The 21,708-nt window shown below is 64.4% G+C and carries 21 protein-coding genes; 9 read left to right on the forward strand and 12 right to left on the reverse strand.

The features are described from left to right. The 4 genes from V1261_RS00005 to V1261_RS00020 all read right to left on the reverse strand — a co-directional run. A partial coding sequence (locus V1261_RS00005; protein WP_329769242.1) for an Ig-like domain-containing protein occupies positions 1 to 4,232 on the reverse strand: 4,232 nt, incomplete at its 3' end. Positions 4,233 to 4,363: 131 nt separating this feature from the next. Then, on the reverse strand, positions 4,364 to 5,284 hold the full coding sequence (locus V1261_RS00010) for an OmpA family protein (protein ID WP_329769243.1): 921 nt from the start codon (positions 5,282 to 5,284) through the stop codon (positions 4,364 to 4,366). Between the two features lie 169 nt (positions 5,285 to 5,453). Continuing rightward, entirely contained in the window at positions 5,454 to 6,275 is an 822-nt protein-coding gene (locus V1261_RS00015; RefSeq protein WP_329769245.1) for an IS3 family transposase, read from the reverse strand. Continuing rightward, entirely contained in the window at positions 6,272 to 6,589 is a 318-nt protein-coding gene (locus tag V1261_RS00020; protein WP_091818459.1) for a DUF1153 domain-containing protein, read from the reverse strand. Before V1261_RS00020 ends, V1261_RS00015 begins: the two co-directional genes overlap by 4 nt. Before the next feature lie 117 nt (positions 6,590 to 6,706). Here V1261_RS00020 and V1261_RS00025 point away from each other — a divergent pair, with 117 nt between their 5' ends. After that, positions 6,707 to 7,408: a response regulator transcription factor gene (locus V1261_RS00025; RefSeq protein WP_329769249.1), complete on the forward strand. Its 702-nt coding sequence runs from the start codon at positions 6,707 to 6,709 to the stop codon at positions 7,406 to 7,408. Between the two features lie 15 nt (positions 7,409 to 7,423). Further along, positions 7,424 to 8,842, forward strand: coding sequence for a sensor histidine kinase (locus tag V1261_RS00030; protein ID WP_329769250.1), 1,419 nt, complete (start codon positions 7,424 to 7,426; stop codon positions 8,840 to 8,842). Positions 8,843 to 8,848: 6 nt separating this feature from the next. Here V1261_RS00030 and V1261_RS00035 read toward each other — a convergent pair whose 3' ends face one another. Continuing rightward, positions 8,849 to 9,970 carry a class I SAM-dependent methyltransferase gene (locus tag V1261_RS00035; protein WP_436231785.1) on the reverse strand — a complete coding sequence of 374 codons (1,122 nt, stop codon included), beginning with the start codon at positions 9,968 to 9,970 and terminating at the stop codon, positions 8,849 to 8,851. A gap of 70 nt (positions 9,971 to 10,040) precedes the next feature. Between V1261_RS00035 and V1261_RS00040 the strand changes: the two genes are divergently transcribed. Then, the gene (locus V1261_RS00040; RefSeq protein WP_329769253.1) at positions 10,041 to 10,853 is read left to right on the forward strand and encodes an SDR family oxidoreductase; all 813 of its coding nucleotides are present in this window, start codon (positions 10,041 to 10,043) and stop codon (positions 10,851 to 10,853) included. Continuing rightward, positions 10,850 to 11,266, forward strand: coding sequence for a dihydroneopterin aldolase (locus V1261_RS00045; protein WP_329769255.1), 417 nt, complete (start codon positions 10,850 to 10,852; stop codon positions 11,264 to 11,266). Before V1261_RS00040 ends, V1261_RS00045 begins: the two co-directional genes overlap by 4 nt. Before the next feature lie 52 nt (positions 11,267 to 11,318). Here V1261_RS00045 and V1261_RS00050 read toward each other — a convergent pair whose 3' ends face one another. The 4 genes from V1261_RS00050 to bfr (V1261_RS00065) form a co-directional block, all read right to left on the reverse strand. After that, positions 11,319 to 11,570, reverse strand: coding sequence for a (2Fe-2S)-binding protein (locus V1261_RS00050; RefSeq protein WP_329769257.1), 252 nt, complete (start codon positions 11,568 to 11,570; stop codon positions 11,319 to 11,321). Positions 11,571 to 11,684: 114 nt separating this feature from the next. Beyond that, positions 11,685 to 13,064, reverse strand: coding sequence for a class II fumarate hydratase (gene fumC / locus V1261_RS00055; RefSeq protein WP_329769258.1), 1,380 nt, complete (start codon positions 13,062 to 13,064; stop codon positions 11,685 to 11,687). 79 nt (positions 13,065 to 13,143) lie between these two features. Further along, positions 13,144 to 13,614: a bacterioferritin gene (gene bfr, locus V1261_RS00060; RefSeq protein ID WP_329769259.1), complete on the reverse strand. Its 471-nt coding sequence runs from the start codon at positions 13,612 to 13,614 to the stop codon at positions 13,144 to 13,146. A gap of 11 nt (positions 13,615 to 13,625) precedes the next feature. Further along, complete coding sequence (gene bfr, locus V1261_RS00065) at positions 13,626 to 14,093, reverse strand: bacterioferritin (protein ID WP_329769261.1); 468 nt, start codon at positions 14,091 to 14,093, stop codon at positions 13,626 to 13,628. Positions 14,094 to 14,287: 194 nt separating this feature from the next. Between bfr (V1261_RS00065) and ttcA the strand changes: the two genes are divergently transcribed. Together ttcA and V1261_RS00075 are read left to right on the forward strand one after the other, a co-directional pair. After that, a complete protein-coding gene (ttcA, locus tag V1261_RS00070) occupies positions 14,288 to 15,232 on the forward strand; it encodes a tRNA 2-thiocytidine(32) synthetase TtcA (protein WP_329769262.1) in 945 nt (314 codons plus the stop codon). 33 nt (positions 15,233 to 15,265) lie between these two features. After that, a complete protein-coding gene (locus V1261_RS00075; protein WP_329769263.1) occupies positions 15,266 to 15,931 on the forward strand; it encodes a histidine phosphatase family protein in 666 nt (221 codons plus the stop codon). A gap of 98 nt (positions 15,932 to 16,029) precedes the next feature. On the opposite strand, the gene V1261_RS00080 is transcribed toward V1261_RS00075, so the two are convergent. Both V1261_RS00080 and V1261_RS00085 read right to left on the reverse strand, forming a co-directional pair. Beyond that, positions 16,030 to 16,521, reverse strand: a complete 492-nt coding sequence (locus tag V1261_RS00080) for a Dps family protein (protein ID WP_329769265.1) — start codon at positions 16,519 to 16,521, stop codon at positions 16,030 to 16,032. 160 nt (positions 16,522 to 16,681) lie between these two features. Then, entirely contained in the window at positions 16,682 to 17,509 is an 828-nt protein-coding gene (locus V1261_RS00085; RefSeq protein WP_329769266.1) for a hypothetical protein, read from the reverse strand. Positions 17,510 to 17,692: 183 nt separating this feature from the next. Between V1261_RS00085 and V1261_RS00090 the strand changes: the two genes are divergently transcribed. Both V1261_RS00090 and V1261_RS00095 read left to right on the forward strand, forming a co-directional pair. Beyond that, positions 17,693 to 19,318: a peptide chain release factor 3 gene (locus V1261_RS00090; protein WP_329769268.1), complete on the forward strand. Its 1,626-nt coding sequence runs from the start codon at positions 17,693 to 17,695 to the stop codon at positions 19,316 to 19,318. A gap of 158 nt (positions 19,319 to 19,476) precedes the next feature. Then, positions 19,477 to 20,229 carry a copper resistance protein NlpE gene (locus V1261_RS00095; RefSeq protein ID WP_329769269.1) on the forward strand — a complete coding sequence of 251 codons (753 nt, stop codon included), beginning with the start codon at positions 19,477 to 19,479 and terminating at the stop codon, positions 20,227 to 20,229. A gap of 15 nt (positions 20,230 to 20,244) precedes the next feature. On the opposite strand, the gene V1261_RS00100 is transcribed toward V1261_RS00095, so the two are convergent. Continuing rightward, positions 20,245 to 20,895 carry a hypothetical protein gene (locus V1261_RS00100; protein ID WP_329769270.1) on the reverse strand — a complete coding sequence of 217 codons (651 nt, stop codon included), beginning with the start codon at positions 20,893 to 20,895 and terminating at the stop codon, positions 20,245 to 20,247. 140 nt (positions 20,896 to 21,035) lie between these two features. Here V1261_RS00100 and V1261_RS00105 point away from each other — a divergent pair, with 140 nt between their 5' ends. Beyond that, a complete protein-coding gene (locus tag V1261_RS00105) occupies positions 21,036 to 21,692 on the forward strand; it encodes a glutathione S-transferase family protein (RefSeq protein WP_329769272.1) in 657 nt (218 codons plus the stop codon). The last annotated feature ends 16 nt before the right edge of the window (positions 21,693 to 21,708 follow it).

The raw sequence follows: 21,708 nt of genomic DNA on the forward strand, positions 1-21,708 counted from the left end.
TAGGTGAACACGTCCGTCACGCCGCCTTCGGTAGTGGCCGCATCACGCTGGTAGCTGTAGCTGCCATCGGCATTGAGCGTCAGCGTGCCGTACTGGCCCGGCACCTCCGTGCCGGCTTCCTGCACATCACCCGCACCAGCCTGCACGCCCACCACTTCTGCGCCGTCCGCGCCTTCGGTGTCGTTGGCCATCACGTTACCCTCGATCGGAGCATAGGTGCCGCTGGGCACGCTATTGGTATCGAGCTCAGCCGTGGGTGCATCGTCCACGATATTGATCACCAGATCAGCAGCCGGAGCCGGGTCGCCGTCCAGATCCTTCACCGCCACGGCAAAACTTACGCTGTCCGGATCGACCAGGGTGTTGTCCAGCAGCGTGTAGCTGTAGTGAATCACGCCTGCACCGGTGGTCGGCTCGTAGGTATAGTAGGCCTCCAGCTTGCCGGTGGCATCACTCACCGATTGCGCCGTACCCGTCAACACCAGGCTGCCCAGCTTCACCTCGGACACGCCGTCCTTGCTGGTGAAGGTGATTGTGCCGCTCGTGGTCTCTGTATCCGCCGTCTCGTCCGAACCTTCCGGTTCGCCGGTACGCGCCGGCAGGCCGGATTCGTGCACCACGGCACCATCCTGACCCGCCACCGGGATCACCGGCGTTGTCGGCGCGGAGTCCTCGATCGTGATCGTCAGCGTGGCCGTAGCCGTATCGCCGTCACCATCCTGGATCGTGTAGGTGAACACGTCCGTCACGCCACCTTCGGTAGTGGCCGCATCGCGCTGGTAGCTGTAGCTGCCGTCGGCGTTGAGCGTCAACGTGCCGTACTGGCCAGACACCTCCGTGCCAGCCTCCTGCACATCACCCGCAACAGCCTGCACGCCCACCACTTCTGCGCCGTCTGCGCCTTCGGTGTCGTTGGCCATCACGTTGCCCTCGATCGGAGCATAGGTGCCGCTGGGCACGCTATTGGTATCGAGCTCAGCCGTGGGTGCATCGTCCACGATATTGATCACCAGATCAGCAGCCGGAGCCGGGTCGCCGTCCAGGTCCTTCACCGCCACGGCAAAACTCACGCTATCCGGATCGACCAGGGTGTTGTCCAGCAGCGTGTAGCTGTAGTAGATCACGCCTGCACCGGTGGTCGGCTCGTAGGTATAGTAGGCCTCCAGCTTGCCGGCTTCATCACTCACCGATTGCGCCGTACCCGTCAACACCAGGCTGCCCAGCTTCACCTCGGACACGCCGTCCTTGCTGGTGAAGGTGATTGTGCCGCTCGTGGTCTCTGTATCCGCCGTCTCGTCCGAACCTTCCGGTTCGCCGGTACGCGCCGGCAGGCCGGATTCGTGCACCACGGCACCATCCTGACCCGCCACCGGGATCACCGGCGCTGTCGGCGTGGAGTCCTCGATCGTGATCGTCAGCGTGGCCGTGGCCGTATCGCCGTCACCATCCTGGATCGTGTAGGTGAACACGTCCGTCACGCCGCCTTCGGTAGTGGCCGCATCACGCTGGTAGCTGTAGCTGCCATCGGCATTGAGCGTCAGCGTGCCGTACTGACCCGGCACCTCCGTGCCGGCTTCCTGCACATCACCCGCACCAGCCTGCACGCCCACCACTTCTGCGCCGTCCGCGCCTTCGGTGTCGTTGGCCATCACGTTGCCCTCGATCGGAGCATAGGTGCCGCTGGGCACGCTGCCGGTATCCGGCTCGGCCGTGGGCACGTCGTCCACGATCACCACCGTTAGCGTATTGCTCGCCGACTGGCCATCCTGGTCAGTCACTTCCACGGCAAAAGCCACCGAAGACGGATCTGTCAGCGTGTTGTCCAGCAGCGTGTACTGGTAGTGCACCGTGCCCTGACCAGTTGCGGCGTCAAACGTGTAATACGCCCACAGCTGGCCGGTCGCATCCGCCAGCAACGGCTCTGCCGGGAAGGCGGTGCCAGCCTGCACGGCCACGCCGTCCAGCGTCAGCGCCTTCAGGCCATCGATACTGGCAAAGCCGAACTGGCCCACCGTGGTTTCACTGTCGCTGGCGGCATCAGAGCCGGCAGGCTCGCCCGTACGCGCCGGCAGGCCGGCTTCATGCACCTGTGCTGCCGCAATCACATGGATCGGATCGCCATCGGGATCCTGGGGGTTCGGCTCTTCCTCGCCCACCGTCGGGGTGGCGTTGCCGACGCGGATCGTCAGCGTGGCTTCCACGCTGTCCAGGTCCGCATCCGTCAGCGTGTAGGTGAACACATCTTCCACACCGCCGGCACTACCGTCGGTACGCGCATAGCGATAGCTGCCGTCAGCGCTGATGGTCAGCGTGCCGTACTGGCCAGCCACCTCCACGGCAGCATCACCCACGGCCTGGCTGGCAGAACCCAGCTGGCTAGCCACCACGGCGCTGACCCTGGCACCATCGGCGCCTTGCGTGTCATTGACCAGCACATTGCCGGACACCGCCTGGCCCACATCCGGCTGTACATCGGCCACATCATCCAGCGCCACCGGGACGGCATCCTGCACGTCCACATCAAAGGTACCGGTCTTCGATTCCTGATCCGCATCGGTCACGGTAAAGGCGACGCCCTTGAGCGTGACCAGGTTCTTGCCCGCTGGCGTTTCCGGGTGCGTGACCGGCTGCAGCAGCGTCACCTTGTAGCTGTAAGTGATCTGCCCGGTTGTCGCATCCGTCAGTGCAGCGCTGGTCAGCGCAATCGTCAGCACCGGCGTACCGGCCGATGTGCCTGTCAGTTGCAAGCCGTCAGCCGACAAGGCCCAGACCACATCCTGGCCCAGCGCCTGCAGCTGGGCGTCCAGACCATCAGCCGAGAGCTGGATCGACTGCAGCAGATCGCCCTGCGGCACGTCGTTGTAATAGCTGACCACCAGCTGGCCTTCGGCCTCGGCACTTTCCACCGCGCGCGCCAGCATGCGCATGCGCAGCACCGGTGCCGCCGGGCTCGGCAATGCGCCTTCGCTCACCGTGACAAAGTCCTGCGGCACGATCCAGATATCCTGGTCCGGCTGCAGCGTGATCTTCACCGTGGCGGTGGAGGTGTCGCCGTCAGCATCAGTAATGGTGTAGCGGAAGCTGTCTTCCGTGGAGTCCTTGCCGGCACCTGGGTTAGGCGTGTAGGTGAACTTGCCGGTCGCTGCATCGTAGCTGACTGTGCCTTGTACCGGCTGTTGCGTCACTGCCACCTTGGCCAGCGGCACGCCGTCGGCACCCTGGATGTCGTTGGCCAGGGCATCAATCACCAGCGCCTGGTTTTCCTGCACCTGCGTAAAGGCATCGTCCCTGGCCGTCGGGACGTCGTCCACGATTTGCGCCGACAGCACGGCTGTCGCCTTGTCGCCATCGTTGTCAGTCAGCACGACCTGCAGGTCTTCGAACAGCGCGTTCTCTGCCGCACCTGCCGGATGCGTCTTGCTACCCTTGAGCAGATAGCTGTAGCGCACCTCGCCCGTAGCCTTGTCGTAACCGGTCACCGTCAGCTCATTGCCCAGCGGCGTGACCAGTTTGGCTCCCGTCACGATGGCTCCATCCTTCAGGAACTCGGTGCCGCCAATCGTCAGGCTTTTCACGCCGTCCTGGCTCTTGATGGTGAAAGCGGCGTCACCGCGTTCTGCCGGACTGGCGGCATCAGAGCCTGTTGTCAGCGCTTTTTCGTACACCTTGACATCACCACCCTGCGCCTTGGGCGTCAAGCCGTTGATCTCCGGCTTGTGGTCCGGCGGCGGCGTGCTGCCACCACCCCCCAGCAAGGGCAGCGCCAGCAGCGGCAGCCACCAGAGCGGCACCGGCGCATGGCTGATACCCAGCGCCTGGCCGGCCTGGATGCCTTCGGCCAGCTGGCTCACGGCATCGGACGCCTGTGCACTTTCCGGCACAAACGGATAAGTCTGGCCATTTTCATGCGTACCCACCAGCAGGTTGTCCGAGCCCTCGGCATAGCCGATCGCGCCGTCATCCTGGTAATAATCCTCGATCACCAGATCGGGCTGGCCCACCTGGCCGCCCTCGAAGGCGATATGCAAATCCTTGCCGACACGCTTGGTCGCCAGGTTCTCGGGCGCGAAACCCGTGGCTTCGTCGGTGAAGTGGTATTTGACGTTTGCCAGCGCCTTCAGGCGCAACGCCTGGCCGCGGCTGCCGGCACCGCCGGTACCGCCGGCGATCTGGTGGGTCTGGACGGTATCGCTGGCGTCATTGATGCGCAGGGTGATGTTTTTCAGGCTCATGGTGTTTTCTCCAGATCCTGTTCAGGCAGCCAGTGCTGCGCGATACAGGAAACGCTACTAGGAATCGGGGCGGGAAGTGGCGGGCCAGCTGCCGTCAGATGGCCCGCGCAAGGGGATGCCGTGCAGCCGGCTCAGCGGGCGTCCGGCGCCTGGCCGAACAGCTTGATCTCGACCCGACGGTTGGGCTGGTCACACTCGGTGCGCTGGCGCGCGTCACGCGGGAATCGGGCGCGGCAATCGCTGACCAGCAATTCACGCTCGCCACGTCCGCTGGCCACCAGCGCCCCGGTCGGCAGCCGGTTTTCTGCCAGTGCCTGACGCACGGTGCTGGCACGGCGTTCCGACAGCTGCTGGTTGTAGGCATCCGAGCCTTCGGGGTCGGTATGGCCAATCACCTCGATGCGGTCAATGCGCGCCTGGCTGGCCGCGATATCGGCCGCCACCTGGCGGATCTCGCTCTTGCCCTGGGCCAGCATGCTGGCGTAATCGAACTTGTCGAACGGGAACAGCGCCGATGCCTGCAGCGTGTAGGTCTTCAGCGGCACGGCGCATTGCAGCTCGACACGACGCAGCGTATGCACCTGCTCCTGTTGCTGCTGTGCCAGCGCCAGGCCGGACTCGGCATCCAGCGCCTGCAGCACGGGCTGGCCCTGGGCATCCGCCACCACGCGGAAGTAGCTCACCTCGGCGGCCGGCAGCCTGACAGCCTGCCCCGGAGCCACTTTCTCCTGGTAGCCGGTGCTGACGTCGGTATAGCTGGCCATCAGGCGGTTCTCGCCGACGCAGGCCGGCCCCTGGCGGAAGGCCCCCGGCTGCAGCGAGGTCAGGTACTCGCCGTTGACAAAAATGTTGACCGCCTGACCTGGCAAGGCGTCCGATTCGCGGATCACCACCATGCTGGCAGTCTGCTCGGCCACCCCGGTGGCCACCTCTCCGCTCGCCAACGGCTTCAGATGGGAGTCCCCGGCAGACACGCAGGCGGTCAGCACCACGGCCAGGGTCGTCATCAGACCGGTACGAATCGGAAAGGCAGAAAGGCTAGTCTTGTCCACGTCTACTCCTTGCGTTAATGAAGTGTTAATTTATTAAATTATTTCACACAAGGAATTTATGTATATATATAAATATGTTATTTTTCTCTTGACATGGATGGCATTTCTGGGGAAACTGGATGGATGTGGACAGGGCAACCGTGTATTGACCCAGCCCTTTCTGCACAGATCAGGCTGCTAAAGCATAAGCCTCAGCGGGGGTCTTCATACCCAACGCCTGGAGGGGGCGCTGGTAGTTGTAAAAGCGGATCCAGTCGCCAATCACACGACTGGCGTGTTGCAGCGTCTCAAACCGGTGACGGTGCGCGCATTGATCCTTGAGCGTGCGGATCACGCGTTCGATCATCCCGTTTTGCTCCCGACTGTAGGGTGTGATGAACTCCTGTTGCAGGCCATAGCTTTTGACCAGGGCTGTGCAGCTGCGGCTGGTAAATACCAGCCCATTGTCCGATCGCAGCAGGAACGGGCTCTTGACCTTGCCCAGACAGCCATTCCTGGCAATTAGCGCCTGCTCCAGCGCACTTTCCGCCGTCCTGGCCTTGCCGCTGCGGCTCAGATGCCAGCCCAGCAGTTCCCGGCTGTAACAGTCGATCACCAAGGCCAGAGAGGCCCAGCCATCCTTGCCAGTCCAGATACGGCACAGATCCGTCGCCCAACGCTCATCGGGAGCCTTGGCAACAGACGGCAAGGCCCGAATACGTGGCCTGAATCCCACGGCACGCTTCCTCACCTGCCAGCCCTTCAGCTGGAAGATGCGCTGCACCGTGTTCTTGTTCATGCCCAGCAAATGCGCCACCGTGCGGTAGCCGAAAGACGGGTGCTCCTCGATCAATGCCTTGATCGGCGCTGCCAGCTGTTCCTGCACCTTCGGTGCAGACTTGACGCTGCGGTAATACAGCGTGCGACGCGGCAGATCGAACCAGCGGCACAGCTTCACCAGGCTGACATGGAAGCCATCAGCTGCCAGTCCCTGCTGCACATCGAGGATCATTTCTCGTCCTCTTCGCCCAGCAGGGACGCCAGCTTTTTTCTGGCGCGTAACTCCAGCATGGCCTCACCGTAGGCCTCCTGCAGGTCGCTGAGCTTCTTCTCGTACTGTTGGCGTACATCCAGCGGGTTGGTACGCAAGGCATTCTCCATGCCACGCTTGCCTTCTTCCACCCATTGTTCCAGCTCTGAAGGCTGCAGGTCAAAGGCCCGACTGGCCTCTGCCACCGTGGTCTTGCCTTGGATGATCTCCAGAACCAGGGCCGTTTTACGCTTGGCCGTCCAGCGTTTGATATCGTCTTCCATCAGGGTACTCATCGTCGTTTCCTTCAACAATAACACCTGTGCAGGATTTCAGTGGGTCAATACAACCGCACGCTACACTAGGCTGTTGCACTTGCCCTCCCTTGCCCTGTTGCCCCAGGTCCCATCGCCATGCCCCGCATCCTGGTCGTTGAAGACGACACCATCCTGCTAGACGCCCTGTGCAGCAAGCTGCAGCAGTGCAACCATCAGGTCACCACGGCCACCAACGGCCTGGAGGCCCAATCGCTGCTGAAGCAGCAGCAGTTCGACGTGCTGGTGCTGGATCTGGGCTTGCCGCTGCTGGATGGCATGGAACTGCTGCACTGGCTGCGCCAGCGCGATGAAACCTTGCCGATCCTGATCCTGACGGCGCGCATCAATATCGATGACCGCGTTGCCGGCCTGCGCGCCGGTGCCGACGACTACCTGATCAAGCCGTTTGCCATGCAGGAACTGAAGGCGCGCATCGAAGCGCTGCTGCGTCGCACCCAGCTGCAGCAGCCGATCGCCATCATGGCCAACGGCAATGGCAACAAGCCGCCCGTGCTGCAACTCGATCCCGATCGCCGCAGCGCCTGGCTGCAAGGCCAGGAGCTGGAGCTGGCACCGCGCGAGTGGACCCTGCTGCACCTGCTGACCGAGCACTTCGGCAACGCCATCAGCCGCGCCCAGATCATTGCCGCCTGGGAATCGGATCCGGCTGCCGCCGCCAGCCTGATGAACACCAACACACTCGAGGTCTACATCCATCGTCTGCGCAAGAAGCTGGAAAGCGCTCCGGTGACCATTCGCACCGTGCGCGGCCTCGGCTACATGCTGCGCAACCGCTAGCGCTGGCTGCCTGGCATGAGCGCGCTGACACAGAAAACCATCCGCGGATCACTGCTGCGCTGGCTGCTGATCCCGGCCTGGGTGCTGGGTCTGCTCGGGCTGGTGTCCAGCCTGCTGCTGCACAACCTGAGCCACAGCGAGCACCTGACCCGGCACTCGCTGGACGACCTGTGCCACCTCGGCCAGTTGTACTCAGCGGACACCCCGCTGCCAAAAATGCTGGAACAGCTGGAGTTGACCAGCACCCTGCTCGCCCGCTCCGGTGGCCACGACACCCGCTTCCGCTTCAACACCCTGCCAACGCTGATCAGCCTGGGCGGCCCGCCCCTGCCGATCCCGGACGATGCCGAACATGTCGGCAAAGGCAGCTGCCAGATTCGCATCCACACCAGCTGGGATGCCAGCGGACGCCTGCAGATCGCCTCACTGCTGATGCCAGCGCAGGACGGTTCGGACAAGTCCCTGCTGATCCAGTCGGTGCGTCCGTTCCACCCGATCGACCTGCGCATTCTCGATCTCGGCATGCAAATGGCCCTGACCACGACCGCCACGGCCATCCTGTTCAGCCTGATCGTGTTTTTCGGCGTGCGCCGCGGCCTGCGCCCGCTGACCAGTCTGGTGGCGGCGATACGCCAGCTGGACAGCAGCCAGCCTGGCAGGATCCACGTGGACCATGCACCGCTCGAAATCCGCTGTATCGAGGACACGCTCAACGAACAACTGGAACGCATCAGCCAGCAGGTCCAGCGCGAACGCAGCTTCCTCAACGATGCCGCTCACCAACTGCGCACGCCGATTGCCGGCATCCTCAACCAGAGCGAACTGGCCCTGACTGAACAGGATCCAGCTCAGGTGCGCCAGCGGCTGGAACACATCGTGCAGGCCTCCGAACGCAGTGCCATGCTGATCCACCAGCTGCTGGCGCTATCGCGCAGCTACGAGGCCGGCTCGCTCGGCATGGTGCTGTTTGACCTGCCCGAACTGGCACGCAAGGTGGCCCTGCAATGGGTCGGCCCGGCCGCCGATATCGGTATCGAGCTGAGTTACGAAGGGGAGGACAACGCGCTCTATCGCGGCAGCCCGGAACTGTTGCGCGAAGCCCTGCACAACCTGCTCGACAACGTGCTGCGCCATGCACGCGCTTGCACCGAGGTGGTCGTCAGCGTGCACCAGACCGGCGCACCAGACCAGCACCAGCTGATCCTGGAAGTGCGCGACAACGGCCAGGGTCTGCAGGAATCCCAGCTGCCCTACCTGTTCGACCGCTTCTGGACCGGTGACGAGAGCCAGGGCAACGGCATCGGGCTGGCGCTGGTACAACAGATTGTCCAGGCCCATCAGGGCCAGGTGCATGCCGAACTGGGCCAGCCGCAAGGCCTGACGATCCGCCTGCTGCTGCCGATGAACGACAGCCAGCCCGCGCGCCGCACCTGAACCGGCTTACAGCATCCGCAACCGATCCCCGCTGGCAAAGCCCTGTGCCGCCCACGGCTCGCCCTTGCACAGACCGAGCACCTTGAACAGCTCGCCCATCTCGTGCTCCAGCACCAGCTTCTGCGCCAGCGTGCGCGTCGCCAGGTCGGAGGCTTCCATGCGCTGTGCCAGCCCCAGGTTGAGCAGAAACCAGCCCTGCGTGGTGTAGCCCAGGATCTCGAAACCGGCCTCCTGCGCTGCCACCGCCGTACCGGTGAAATTGACGTGTGCCGTGATGTCCTTCTCGCCCACCGCCAGCAGCGGGTTGTCGTCGGCCCGGTGCAGCTGGTGGCACATCACGGTGCCGCCATCGCGCTGCGGATGGTAGTACTCGCGTTCACCAAAGCCGTAATCGATAAAGAAGGCCGCGCCCTGTTCCAGGTGCTGGCCCAGCGTGCGGATAAAGGCTTCGCCCTGCGGATGGATTTCGGTCAGGTAGTCATGATCGCCGGCGATCTCCAGCGGCGGGCGCAAGTCAGTAGCGCGATCTTCCCAGGCCCAGTTGCCTGCATCGTCAATCACCACGCCGCGCTCATGCCAGACGCCGTCACGGCGCTGCAGCAGCTTCACCGGCATCGCATCCAGCACCTCGTTGCCCAGCACCACGCCGCGCATCTGCGCCGGCAGCGCATCAGCCCACTGCACGATGTCGCCAAAGCGTGCCAGCCGCTCCTGCTGGCGCGCACGCAGGCTACCTGAGACATCGACAATCGTGTAGCGACGCAGCGCCACGCCCTGCTGCTGCAGGCCGTCCAGCACCTGTTCGGCCAGCGCACCGCTGCCAGCACCAAATTCCCAGATCTCGTCGGTCGCCGTCATCTGCAGCGCCTCGGCCACCTGCAGCGCCAGCACCTGGCCGTACAGCGGGCTGATTTCCGGGGCGGTGACGAAATCGCTGCCGTCCTGCGGCAGCTGGCCGAGCTTGCGGCTGCCATGCACGTAGTAGCCCAGCCCCGGCGCGTACAGCGCCAGATGCATGAACTGGTCAAACGGCAGCCAGCCGCCGGCGTCGTGCACGGCAGCGCGTATCATGGCGGTGAGGGCGTGGTCCGGTGTTCCGGATGCGGGGGAAGGAGCAGCTTGAGACATGGCCGCCAATCTACCACCGAAGCCCTTGTTCCTGCCGATCCAACCTGCTGTTTTCTCCCGATTCCGCTGCATGAGCCAACTCCCCTCCGCCCGTCCCACCGTCCTGGTCACCGGCGGCGCCCGCCGACTGGGTGCCGTGCTGTGCCAGACCTTCGCCCAGGCTGGCTGGGAGGTGCTCTGCCATTACCAGTACAGCGTCGAGGCTGCGCTGGAGCTGCAGCAGCAGCTGGCCGTGGTCGGCACGCCCATCACGCTGTACCAGGCCGATCTGGCCGATGCCGACGAGCGCCAGGCCATGATGCAGGCGATTGCCCAGGCGCACGGCCCGCTGCGCGCGCTGGTCAACAACGCTTCCCTGTTCGATGCCGATGGCGGCGATGATTTTCCGCTGCCGCAGGCGCGAGAACAACTGGAAGTGAACCTGCTGGCGCCGCTGGACCTGGCACGGCAAATGGCCGCCATGCACCCGGCCGATGCGGTCGATGCCTGCGTTGCCATCCATGTGCTGGACCAGAAGGTCTACAACCTGAACCCCGACTACTTCAGCTACTCGATCAGCAAACTGGCGCTGGAGCGTGCCGTCGAGTTGCAGGCGCAGGCGCTGGCACCACGTGCGCGCATCTGCGGCGTGGCACCGGGGCTGATGCTGGTCAGCGGTCCGCAATCGGCCACCAACTTTGCCGCCGCCAGCCGCGCCAACCTGCTGCGCCGCCCACTCGATCCGATCCATGTCGCGCAGTCCTGCCTGTTCCTGGCCAGCAACCCGGCCATCACCGGCACCACCTTGTGCGTGGATAATGGCCAGCATCTGGTTCCGCTGCCGCGCGACATCATGTTCGTGGTTGACGAACTGCTGCAACCCCACCTGACACCCATCCCATGAGCCATCCCACCCACTGGAGCGAATCCCTCGCCCTGACCTGCCGCCGCCTGTTCCTGCGCGATTACGAGGTACACATCAATATCGGCGTGCACGATTTCGAAAAGCTGGGGCCGCAGCGCGTGCGCGTGAACGTGGACATGTACGTGCTGCTGAGTGAATCCACGCCGCGCGAAGACAGCGTGCACGAGGTGGTGGATTACGACTTCATCCGCCGCACCATTGCCGCGCGCGTCGGCGCCGGCCATATCGAGCTGCAGGAAACGCTGTGCGATGACGTGGCCGAAACCCTGCTCACCCACCCCAAGGTGCGCGCGGTGCGCGTTTCCACCGAAAAGCCGGACGTCTATCCGGACTGCGATGCCGTCGGCGTCGAGGTGTTCCGCCTGAAGCACGACGCGCAGCTGGCCGACTGACACAAAAAAGCCCCGCTCACTGGCGGGGCCCGGAAAAGGGAAAGTGCCGAATTCAGGCGCGCAGTGCCGTGGCCGGGCTGCTGCGCTGCAGCTGGCCATCTACTTCCTGCACCTGCAGGCCTTCCTGGCGCAGCGCCGCCACTTCGGCGTGGCACTGCGTGACGATGTCCTGTGCGCACTGGCCGCAGCAGCCGCATTGCGTGGCGACACCCAGCTCCAGCTGGATCTCGTCAAAGCTCATGCCGTTGCGGGCATGGCGGGCAATCTCGCGGTCGGATACGCGCTGGCAGAGGCAAACAATCATGTCAATTCCAGATCAGGTGAAGCAGCATGGCTGCGATAGTCCCGATATTAATTGATAATTGTTTTTATTCGCAAACCCTATCGCGATCAGGGTTGTGTGCATGACACAGTCTGGCTAGACCGCCCGTGGACCGATCATGCGCGCCGGATCCACCAGCCGGTCAAAGTCCTCCGCCGTAACGGCACCGCTTGCCAACGCCACCTCGCGCAAGGTGCGCCCCTCGTGGTGTGCCTGTAGCGCGATCTTCGCGGTCTGGTCATAGCCGATCAGCGGTGCCAGCGCCGTCGCCAGCATCAGCGAACGCCGCAGCAGCTCCTCGATACGCGCCTCATCCACCGCTATGCCCTGTGCGCAGTGCTGATCAAAGCTGCGCATGCCATCGGCCAGCAGGCGCACGCTCTGCATCGCATTGTGCATCGCCATCGGACGGAACACGTTGAGCTCAAAGTTGCCGGAGGCACCGCCGATGCCGATCGCCACATCGTTGCCCATCACCTGCGCGGCAATCATGGTCAGCGCCTCGGATTGCGTCGGGTTCACCTTGCCCGGCATGATGGACGAACCCGGTTCATTCGCCGGTAGGCGCAACTCGCCAATGCCGGCGCGCGGCCCGCTGGCCAGCCAGCGCACATCGTTGGCGATTTTCATCAGCGCTGCGGCCAGCACCCGCAGCGCGCCATGCGCCTGCAGCACCGGATCCATGCTGGCCAGCGCGGTAAAGGTATTGTCTGCCTGGACAAAGCGCTGGCCACTGCTGCGCGCCAGCTCGGCCGCTACGGCTGCGCCAAAGCCCACTGGCGCATTCAGTCCGGTGCCGACCGCGGTGCCGCCCACGGCCAGCGCTAGCAGGCCGTCCAGCGTCTGCACGATCTGCGCCCGCGCCTGCTGCAGCTGCGCCACCCAGCCGGACATTTCCTGCCCCACCGTCAGCGGCGTGGCGTCCTGCAGATGGGTGCGGCCGATCTTGATGATCTGGGCGTAGTCCGCGCTTTTCTGCTGCAGCGTCGCCACCAGGCCGTCCAGTGCCGGCAGCAGCGCCTGCGCGATCTCGCCGGCCAGCGCCACATGCATCGCCGTGGGAAAAATGTCGTTGCTGGACTGGTTGCGGTTCACCTGGTCATTCGGGTGCACCGGCTGCCCGTCCAGCAGCTGGCTGGCACGGTGCGCCAGTACCTCGTTCATGTTCATGTTGCTCTGGGTGCCGGAGCCGGTCTGCCAGATGGAGAGTGGAAACTCGTCCGCCCACTGGCCGTCCATCACCTCCTGCGCCGCCGCGATGATGGCATCCGCCACCCCGGGATCGAGCTCGCCGAGCCCGGCATTCACGCGTGCGCAGGCCTGCTTGACGCGTGCCAGCGCCTGCACAAAGGCCGGCGGGCAGCGTTCGCTGGAAATGGCAAAAAAGTGCAGCGAGCGCTGCGTCTGCGCGCCCCACAAGCGCTCGGCCGGCACCTCGACCGGCCCCAGGCTGTCATGTTCGATGCGGAATGCCATCTTGCCCTCCTCCAGCCTACCGCGGCTGCAGTCGCCACAGACAGGATCGCCCGCAACAGCGGGCGATCAGCGACCAGATTCAATCCCCTATCTGGCTTTGCAGGTAGTTCTGCAGGCCCAGATCCTCGATCAGGTCCAACTGGGTCTCCAGCCAGTCCTGGTGCTCCTCGTTCTCGTCTTTCAGCTCGACCAGCAGCGCGCGCGAGACATAGTCCTGCTGCTCCTCGCAGAAGGCAATCGCCTCGACCAGGGTCTTGTGCTTGTGCTGCTCCAGCCGCAGATCGCATTCGAGGATTTCCTGCGCGTCCTCGCCCAGCAGCAGTTTGCCCAGATCCTGCAGGTTGGGCAGGCCGTCGAGCAGGAAGATGCGCTGGACCAGCTTGTCCGACATCTTCATTTCCTCGATCGACTGCTCGTAGAGCCGCTTGCCGAGTCCGTTCAGGCCCCAGTTCTTCAGCATGCGGGCATGCAGGAAATACTGGTTGATGGCGATCAGCGAATCGCCCAGCACGGCGTTGAGCTGCTTGTGGATGCTTGCCTGGGTTTTCATCGTGCGACTCCTCAGCTGGCCTGGCTCTGCAGGTAGTTCTTCAGGCCGACCTGGTCAATCAGGCGCAGCTGCTGCTCCAGCCAGTGCGCGTGGTCTTCCTCGGTGTCCTTGAGCTGCTCCACCAGCATCTCGCGGCTGACATAGTCCTGGTGCTGCTCGCACAGGGCGATGCCTTTTTTCAGCGCATCGCGCACGCGCAGCTCCACCTCCAGATCAGCCTGCAGCATGGAAGGCACGTCGGTGCCCAGCACCAGCGCCTCCGGCACCATGTCCGGCGTACCTTCCAGCATCAGGATGCGCTGGATCAGCTGGCTGGCGTGGCCGGTCTCGTCGTCCATTTCGTGGTTGATGCGCTCGTAGAGCTTGCCGTAGCCCCATTCGAGGTACATGCGGGAATGGATGAAATACTGGTCACGTGCCGCCAGCTCGCCGGCAACCAGGCTGTTCAGATACGCAACGACTTCGGGGTGGCCTTTCATGGGATCCTCTCTTGTTCTGGTGGTGATGGATGCAAGCCAGCATAACCGCAAAGCCGCAGCCCGTCTGTCAGTCCAGACCCTGTCCCTGCGATGCGTGCGTCGCCATTACACATGCGGCTGGACGGGACATGGCCCCGCCCAGTAAAATCGCGGGTTTACCTCATGTTGCGCGGCCCTGCCAGCCGCCCCTGCCCATGTCTGCCACCCTGCCCCTGACCGAAACCGCTGTCGCCACCAAGCCCGCCAAGGACTCTCCGGAGGCGCGCCACCTGCGCGAAATGCGCAAGCTGGAAAAACGCCTGAACCGCCAGGTCGGCCAGGCGATCGTCGATTTCAACATGATCGAGGAAGGCGACAAGGTCATGGTCTGCCTGAGTGGCGGCAAGGACAGCTACACCCTGCTCGATGTGCTGATGAAGCTGCAGAAGCGCGCCCCGATCCGCTTCGAGCTGGTGGCGGTGAACCTCGACCAGAAGCAGCCCGGCTTCCCGGCTGACATCCTGCCGGCCTATCTGGAAAGCACCGGCGTGAACTACCACATCGAGACACAGGACACCTACAGCGTGGTCAAGCGCGTGGTGCCCGAGGGCAAGACCATGTGCAGCCTGTGCTCGCGCCTGCGTCGCGGTGCGCTCTACACGGTGGCGCGTCGCCTGGGCTGCAACAAGATTGCGCTCGGCCACCATCGTGACGACATCGTCGCCACCTTCTTCCTGAACATGTTCTTTGCCGCCAAGCTCAAGAGCATGCCGCCCAAGCTGGTGACCGACAACGGCGAATTCATGGTGATCCGCCCGCTGGCCTACGTGAAGGAAGCCGACACGCTGGCCTGGGCCACGCACATGCAGTTCCCGATCATTCCGTGCAACCTGTGCGGCAGCCAAGAGCACCTGCAGCGCAAGCAGGTGAGCAACATGCTGAAGGAATGGGAAAAGCAGTACCCGGGCCGCACCGAGCTGATCCTGACGGCACTACAGAACGTGGTGCCCAGCCACCTGCTGGACCGCAAGCTGCACAACTTCACCGACCTGAAGATCACCGGCATTCCCGATGCCGACGGCGACAAGGCATTTGACGAGGAAGAGCGCATCGCGCCGCTGCTGATCGATCCCGACAGCATTCCGCTGGCACGCGGCTGAGCGCAGGCGCAGCAAAGCGGGGATAATGCCGGCATGTCTTCTGTCGCTGCCGCCACCCGCCTGCTGATCATTCGCCATGGCGAAACCGACTGGAACGCCGCGCGGCGCATCCAGGGCCATACCGACATCGCCCTGAACGATACCGGCCGCCAGCAGGCGCGGCTGCTGGCCGAGGCGCTGACCGACAGCCCGATCCACCACGTCTACAGCAGCGACCTGCAACGCGCCGCCGAAACCGCACGCATTATTGCCGCGCCTCATGCCGCGCCAGTGGCCCTGCTGCCCAGTCTGCGTGAGCGCCACTTTGGCGATATCGAAGGCAGCAGCTTCATCGATTTTGAACAACACTATCCGCAGGATTCGCTGCACTGGCGCAAGCGCGATCCGGCCTGGGCCCCGCCGGGCGGCGGCGAATCGCTGCAGCAACTGCGCGACCGCATCGTGCAGCAGGTGGCCGAGATCGGCAAGCGCCACAATGGCGAGCATGTGGCCATCGTCACCCATGGCGGCGTGCTGGACGTGCTGTACCGCGCCGCCACGCGCCAGGGCCTGCAGGCCGCACGCACCTGGTATTTGCCCAACTGCGGCATCAACCGCCTGCTCTGGACACCCGAAGGCCTGACGCTGATCGGCTGGGGCGATACGCGCCATCTGGAGGCGCTGGATGGGTCGCCGCTGCAGGATAGCAGCGTGCGCTGATCCTTTAGAGGCGCGCTAACAGAAACGGCACCTGGCCAGATGGCAGGTGCCGTTGCACTTGGCAGTTCACCAGCCCCTGCAGACAGGGGCCAGCACGCTTACTCTTCCAGCAGACTACGCAGCATCCACGCCGTCTTTTCGTGCACGTCAATGCGCTGGGTCAGCACGTCGGCGGTGGGCTGGTCATTGGCGTCGTCCACGATCGGGAACAGCTCGCGTGCGGTACGCGCCGTGGCTTCCTGCGCCAGCACCAGGTGGCGGATCATGTCGGTCGCCTTCGGCACGCCTTCGACTTCCTCGATCGAGGCCAGCTTGACGAATTCCTTGTAAGTGCCCGGCGCCGGGAAGCCCAGCGCGCGGATGCGCTCGGCGATGATGTCCAGCGCATTCCACTGCTCGGTGTACTGGTCCATGAACATCACGTGCAGGCTGTTGAACTGCGGGCCAGTGACGTTCCAGTGGAAGTTGTGCGTCATCAGGTACAGGGTGTAGCTGTCGGCCAGCAGGCGGGACAGGCCGTCGGCGATCTTCTTGCGCTTGGCGTCGGGGATACCGATGTTGACCGGGAGGGAAGTGGATTTCTTGGCCATGGATGCTCTCCTTGTTCTGCTGGGTTGGGGGACCTTGCGCAACGCCTGGTCCCAAGCCCTTGATTGTAGAACTCTGCAGCCGGATTGCCGCGCAAGCGATCTTATGGCCGGATTAGCTTCAGCCTATCGGCATCAATGCCCTTGCGACCCGATCCTGCGCTCACGGCTCCAACGCCTCCAGCAACAAATCCAGCAGCAGCTGGTCCCCATCCTGCTGCGGCAGCGCCAGCATGTCGCCCAGCAGATCCAGCTCCGGGTTGCAGAACATGCTGCTGACGGCGCGGTCCAGGGCGTTTTCGTCATGCTGCGCCATCGGATAGCGCTGCGGATGCTGCATCAGCTCCTCGGTCACAACACGGGCAAACTGGGCGCGTGCCCGCTCCAGGCCTGCTTCATCAGGCTTGGCCACGGCCGGGCTTTGCCGGATGTGCGCCAGCATGGCATCACGCGTGAGCTGCAACGCATGCTCCAGCTCGGTGCTGGACATGGCCGACATGGCCAGCAGCTCCATGCGCATCCAGTCACGCGCGGTGATCAGGTCGGCCGTGATGATGCGGCAGTCGTCGGTGCTGACGGCGCGCATGAAGGGCCGGATGAGTTCGATGTGCTGGCGCCAGGCGGCCGGCGGCAGCCGCACCAGGCCGCGTTCCAGCAGCGTGGGCGGCACGCCGCCTTCACTCGGCGGCTTGCCTTGCCAGAACAGTGCATCCGGATCGCGCTTTTCCATGAAGCTGAAGCCCAGGCCATCCAGCAGGCTGATGCCCTGGAAGCGCGTATCGGCCTCGACCGCGCGGGCGTGCTGCAGGAACAGCGCCTTGTGCGTGTCCGGCAGCGCATAGGCGTTGATGCGCGCCGCGACGGCATCGAAACGCTGCTGGGCCGCCACCGGCAAGGGCTGGGCGGCGCGCTGTTCCGGGCTGCTGCTGCAGGCCGTCAGCGTGGCCAGGGCCAGCAGGGAGGCAAGACAGGCATGGCGAAATCGGTTCATGGCATCAGACGTGGAGAAGTGGAGTCACACCGCAGCCCGGGGTCTGGTTGGCGGCGACTGGTGGCAATCAGCGTACCACAGTAAAATCATGCCTTTGCACGCGATCCGGGCCTTGCGCCCCAGTGGGTCGCGCCTCCAGCCGCCCCTGCGCGGCTTTTTCTGATTCCTTCCCAAGCCGCGCCCGTGACCTACGCTTCCGAAACCCGCCGCCGCCGCACTTTTGCCATCATTTCCCACCCTGACGCCGGTAAAACGACGCTGACGGAAAAGCTGCTGCTGTTCTCCGGCGCGATCCAGATCGCCGGCGCCGTCAAGGGCCGCAAGGCCAGCCGCCACGCCACCTCCGACTGGATGGAAATCGAGAAGCAGCGTGGCATTTCGGTAGCCTCGTCGGTGATGCAGATGAGCTACCGCGACCACGTGATCAACCTGCTGGACACGCCCGGCCACAAGGACTTCTCGGAAGATACCTACCGTGTGCTGACCGCCGTGGACAGCACGCTGATGGTGATCGACGCCGCCAACGGTGTGGAAACCCAGACACGCCGCCTGATCGAGGTCTGCCGCCAGCGCGACACGCCCATCATCACCTTCGTCAACAAGATGGACCGCGAGGTGCGCGACCCGCTCGACATCCTCGACGAGGTAGAGCGCGAGCTGGGCATGCCCTGCTGCCCGATCACCTGGCCAGTCGGCCAGGGCAAGACCTTTGGCGGCATCATCAACCTGCGCACGCAGAGCATGACGGTGTTCCAGGCTGGCAGCGAAAAACGCCCGCAAGACTTCGAGGTGATCCCGCTGAGCGAGTCCGAGACGCTGCGCCAGCGCTTTGGCAAGGCCTATGACGATGCCATGGAGAGCATGGAACTGGCCGTGGGCGCCTCCGCCGAGTGGGACCACGAGGCCTTCCTGGCCGGCAAGCTGACGCCGGTGTTCTTTGGCTCCGGCGTGAACAACTTCGGGGTCATGGAAGTGCTCGATGCCGTGGTCGACATGTCGCCGTCGCCCGGCGCGCGCATCGCCTACACCGAAGTGAACCGCAACCGCGAGGAAGTGACGATCCAGCCCGAGGACAAGGGTTTTGCCGGCGTCGTGTTCAAGGTGCAGGCCAATATGGACAGCAACCACCGCGACCGCATCGCCTTTGTGCGCGTGGCCAGTGGCAAGTACACGCCGGGCATGAAGATGAAGGTGCAGCGCACCGGCAAGGAGCTGCGTCCGACCAGCGTGGTGACCTTCATGTCGCAACGCCGTGAAGCGGTGGAAGAAGCCTTTGCCGGCGACATCATCGGCTTTACCACGCACGGTGGCGTGCAGCTGGGTGACAGCATCACCGACGGCCCCAACCTGCAGTTCACCGGCCTGCCCTTCTTTGCCCCGGAAATGTTCATGACCGTGGTGCTGAAGAACCCGCTGCGCACCAAGCAGCTGCAGCAGGGCCTGATGCAGCTGGGCGAGGAAGGCGCGATCCAGGTGTTCAAGCCCGATGCCGGCGGCAACATGCTGCTGGGCGCAGTCGGCCAGCTGCAGTTTGAAGTGGTGCAGCACCGCCTGCTGACCGAGTACGACTGCGAGGTGCGGCTGGAAGGCTGCCAGTACACCGGCGCGCGCTGGATCACCGCCGACACGCCAGCCGAGCTGCGCGAGTTCGAGAACGCCTACCCGATGCGCATGGCGCACGACGCAGCCGACACGCTGGCCTATCTGTGCACCAGCCCGTACGACGTGCGCCTGGCGCAGGAGCGTTTCCCCAAGATCCACTTCCACCCGCTGCGCGAGCACGCGGGGCTGAGCCTGGGCACCAGCTGAGTCCCGGCCACCGTCCGCCAGTGGCTGACGGTGGCGCGCAGCCCGGATACAAAGCCTGTTCGCTTTGCCATCTGCTTACAAGGCCGCCACGGCAGCGTCCACGGGAAGGCGGATAATCGAACGATCATCCGTTTTTATCCTGACCTGCGAGGACTGCCATGACGCTTCCGATTCCTGCTTCTTCCCGCCTGCTGCTGGCCAGCCTGGCCGCTGCGGCCCTGGCCACGACCGCGCTGCCGGCGTCGGCCAAGACCGCCGTGCCGGACACGCATCAGGCACGCATCGCGCTGGACTGGGATGGCACCTACAGCGGCACCATTCCCTCTGCTTCCGGTAGCGGTTACCAGACCACGCTGATCCTGCAGCGCAACGGCCGCTATACGCTGCTGCAGGACATCGAACACCAGGGCAAGCGCTACGCCGAACGCAGCAACGGCCGCTTCACCTGGGACAAGCAGGGATCCACGATCCAGCTGGCACGCAAGGATGACAACCAGCGCTTTTTTGTCAGCGAGGGCTATGTCGAACTGCAGGGCGAACAGGGCCGCCAGACTGGCCCGATGGCCAGCGAATACCGTCTGACCAAGCTGACCAGCTATCCCGGCAAGCTGGAGGAACTGCTGATCCGTCCGGACAGCGTGCAGCAGGACCAGCCGCGCAAGGGTCAGGTCAGCCTGGACGGCATCTGGAACATGCGCCACGCCACGCAGCTGGGCCACCGCTCGTTGAGCGCGCAATTCGTGCTGGACTGCCAGGGCAAGAGCTACACCATGAACGACGTGCGCTACTACGCACAGCCGCATCTGCGCGGCAAGCTGCTGGACCAGTCCAAAGGCCAGGGCCACGACATTCCGGTCACGCCGGAGGACAAGGTGATGACGCGCGTGCTGAAGGATTACTGCAGCCGCTAAGACCGCTGCCGCCGGTCAGCGCGAGACGCGGCCGGTGAGCTTGTCGTAGGCCTGGCGCGTGCCGGCGGTGACGGCGTCCATGACCTGGCCATAGCCGGTCTTGTGCTGCGCATGCAGGCGCGCCGAGGCCAGCGCGCGCGAGCGGCAGTACCAGTGGCAGCTGTGCTGCATCAGCATCAGCTCGGCCGTCATGGCAAAGGCACGGCGCTTGCGCGATTCCGGATCTTCCTCGGTATCGGGCGCCTGGCAGGCGAGGATGCCGCGCGCGTGGATCGGCATCAGCTCGCGCAGGTCAAAGCTGCCGTCCTGGCCCAGATAGCGGGCGAGTGCCGCCTGGTAGGGAATCGGTGCCATGCGGGTATCGCCTTCGGCACGCTGCAGGTCGGCGGCAAAGGCGCTGAACTGGCGCTGCAGGTTGCGCTCGGTGTCCTGCAGCACGCCCCAGACCTGCTCCTGGCGCACCGGGTCCTGCTCGCCCAGGGCGCGCAGGTAGCCGTTGATCAGCGATTCCATCTGCTTTTCGATCTGATAGGGGCGCAGGTATTCGGCCAGCAGCGCCATGCGCTTGCGTTGCTCCTGGCGGTTCCAGAAGGACAGGCCCAGCCACAGGACCAGCAGCAGACTGAAGAGGTGTTCCATGCCGTGCATCGGGGAAGAAATGGACAAGCCTCCTAGTGTAACGGCTGCCTAGCCGGGCCGCCGCGGACGACGCCCCGCCCTGGCCTGATGCCCTTCATCATCTTGTCACACGCAAGCCGCCGGCTGGCTGGCACAATCACGACACCCGTCTGCCACTGGAGCCATCCATGAGCACTCCCCTGCGTTTCTACACCCACCCGATGTCCCGCGGCCGCATGGTGCGCTGGATGCTGGAAGAATGCCAGGCCAGTTACGAGACCGTCGTACTGGCCTACAACAGCAGCATGAAGTCGCCCGACTACCTGCGGCTGAACCCGATGGGCAAGGTGCCGGCGCTGCAGCACGGCGAGGTCGTGGTGACGGAAACCCCCGCCATCCTGTGCTACCTGGCCGATCTCCATCCCCAGGCGCAGCTGGCCCCGGCCGTGGGCGATCCGGCACGCGGCAGCTACTACCGCTGGCTGTTTTTTGTCGCCGGCCCGATGGAAGCCGTTGTCACCGGCAAGGCGCTCGGCCTGCTGGCGCCACCGGACAAGGCCGGCATGCTCGGCTATGGCAGCTATGACGATGTGCTGCGCAACGTGGCCACGGCGCTGGCAGCCCTGTCCCCGGTCTCACCCTACCTGTGCGGCACGCAGTTCAGCGCCGCCGACCTGTACCTGGCCTCGCAGCTGATGTGGGGCATGCAGTTTGGCACCATCGAGCGCCAGGGCCTGTTCGAGGATTACGTGGCGCGCTGCACGGCGCGGCCGGCGTTTTCCCGCGCCTCGCTGATCGATGAGGCGGCGCTGGCCGAGATCAAGGGCAGTAGCCACGACGTCTGAACGCCTCACACGCAAA

It is taken from the genome of Brachymonas sp. J145 (assembly GCF_036312245.1).
Classification (GTDB): domain Bacteria; phylum Pseudomonadota; class Gammaproteobacteria; order Burkholderiales; family Burkholderiaceae_C; genus Brachymonas; species Brachymonas wangyanguii.

Coding starts and splice junctions, on each gene's coding strand:
- V1261_RS00025 (WP_329769249.1), top strand. CDS start 6,707: ATGCCCCGCATCCTGGTCGTTGAAGACGACACCATCCTGCTAGACGCC.
- V1261_RS00075 (WP_329769263.1), top strand. CDS start 15,266: ATGTCTTCTGTCGCTGCCGCCACCCGCCTGCTGATCATTCGCCATGGC.
- V1261_RS00105 (WP_329769272.1), top strand. CDS start 21,036: ATGAGCACTCCCCTGCGTTTCTACACCCACCCGATGTCCCGCGGCCGC.
- V1261_RS00050 (WP_329769257.1), bottom strand. CDS start 11,570: ATGATTGTTTGCCTCTGCCAGCGCGTATCCGACCGCGAGATTGCCCGC.
- V1261_RS00020 (WP_091818459.1), bottom strand. CDS start 6,589: ATGAGTACCCTGATGGAAGACGATATCAAACGCTGGACGGCCAAGCGT.
- V1261_RS00030 (WP_329769250.1), top strand. CDS start 7,424: ATGAGCGCGCTGACACAGAAAACCATCCGCGGATCACTGCTGCGCTGG.
- ttcA (WP_329769262.1), top strand. CDS start 14,288: ATGTCTGCCACCCTGCCCCTGACCGAAACCGCTGTCGCCACCAAGCCC.
- V1261_RS00085 (WP_329769266.1), bottom strand. CDS start 17,509: ATGAACCGATTTCGCCATGCCTGTCTTGCCTCCCTGCTGGCCCTGGCC.
- V1261_RS00035 (WP_436231785.1), bottom strand. CDS start 9,970: ATGTCTCAAGCTGCTCCTTCCCCCGCATCCGGAACACCGGACCACGCC.
- bfr (WP_329769261.1), bottom strand. CDS start 14,093: ATGAAAGGCCACCCCGAAGTCGTTGCGTATCTGAACAGCCTGGTTGCC.
- bfr (WP_329769259.1), bottom strand. CDS start 13,614: ATGAAAACCCAGGCAAGCATCCACAAGCAGCTCAACGCCGTGCTGGGC.
- V1261_RS00095 (WP_329769269.1), top strand. CDS start 19,477: ATGACGCTTCCGATTCCTGCTTCTTCCCGCCTGCTGCTGGCCAGCCTG.
- V1261_RS00080 (WP_329769265.1), bottom strand. CDS start 16,521: ATGGCCAAGAAATCCACTTCCCTCCCGGTCAACATCGGTATCCCCGAC.
- V1261_RS00040 (WP_329769253.1), top strand. CDS start 10,041: ATGAGCCAACTCCCCTCCGCCCGTCCCACCGTCCTGGTCACCGGCGGC.
- V1261_RS00015 (WP_329769245.1), bottom strand. CDS start 6,275: ATGATCCTCGATGTGCAGCAGGGACTGGCAGCTGATGGCTTCCATGTC.
- V1261_RS00045 (WP_329769255.1), top strand. CDS start 10,850: ATGAGCCATCCCACCCACTGGAGCGAATCCCTCGCCCTGACCTGCCGC.
- fumC (WP_329769258.1), bottom strand. CDS start 13,064: ATGGCATTCCGCATCGAACATGACAGCCTGGGGCCGGTCGAGGTGCCG.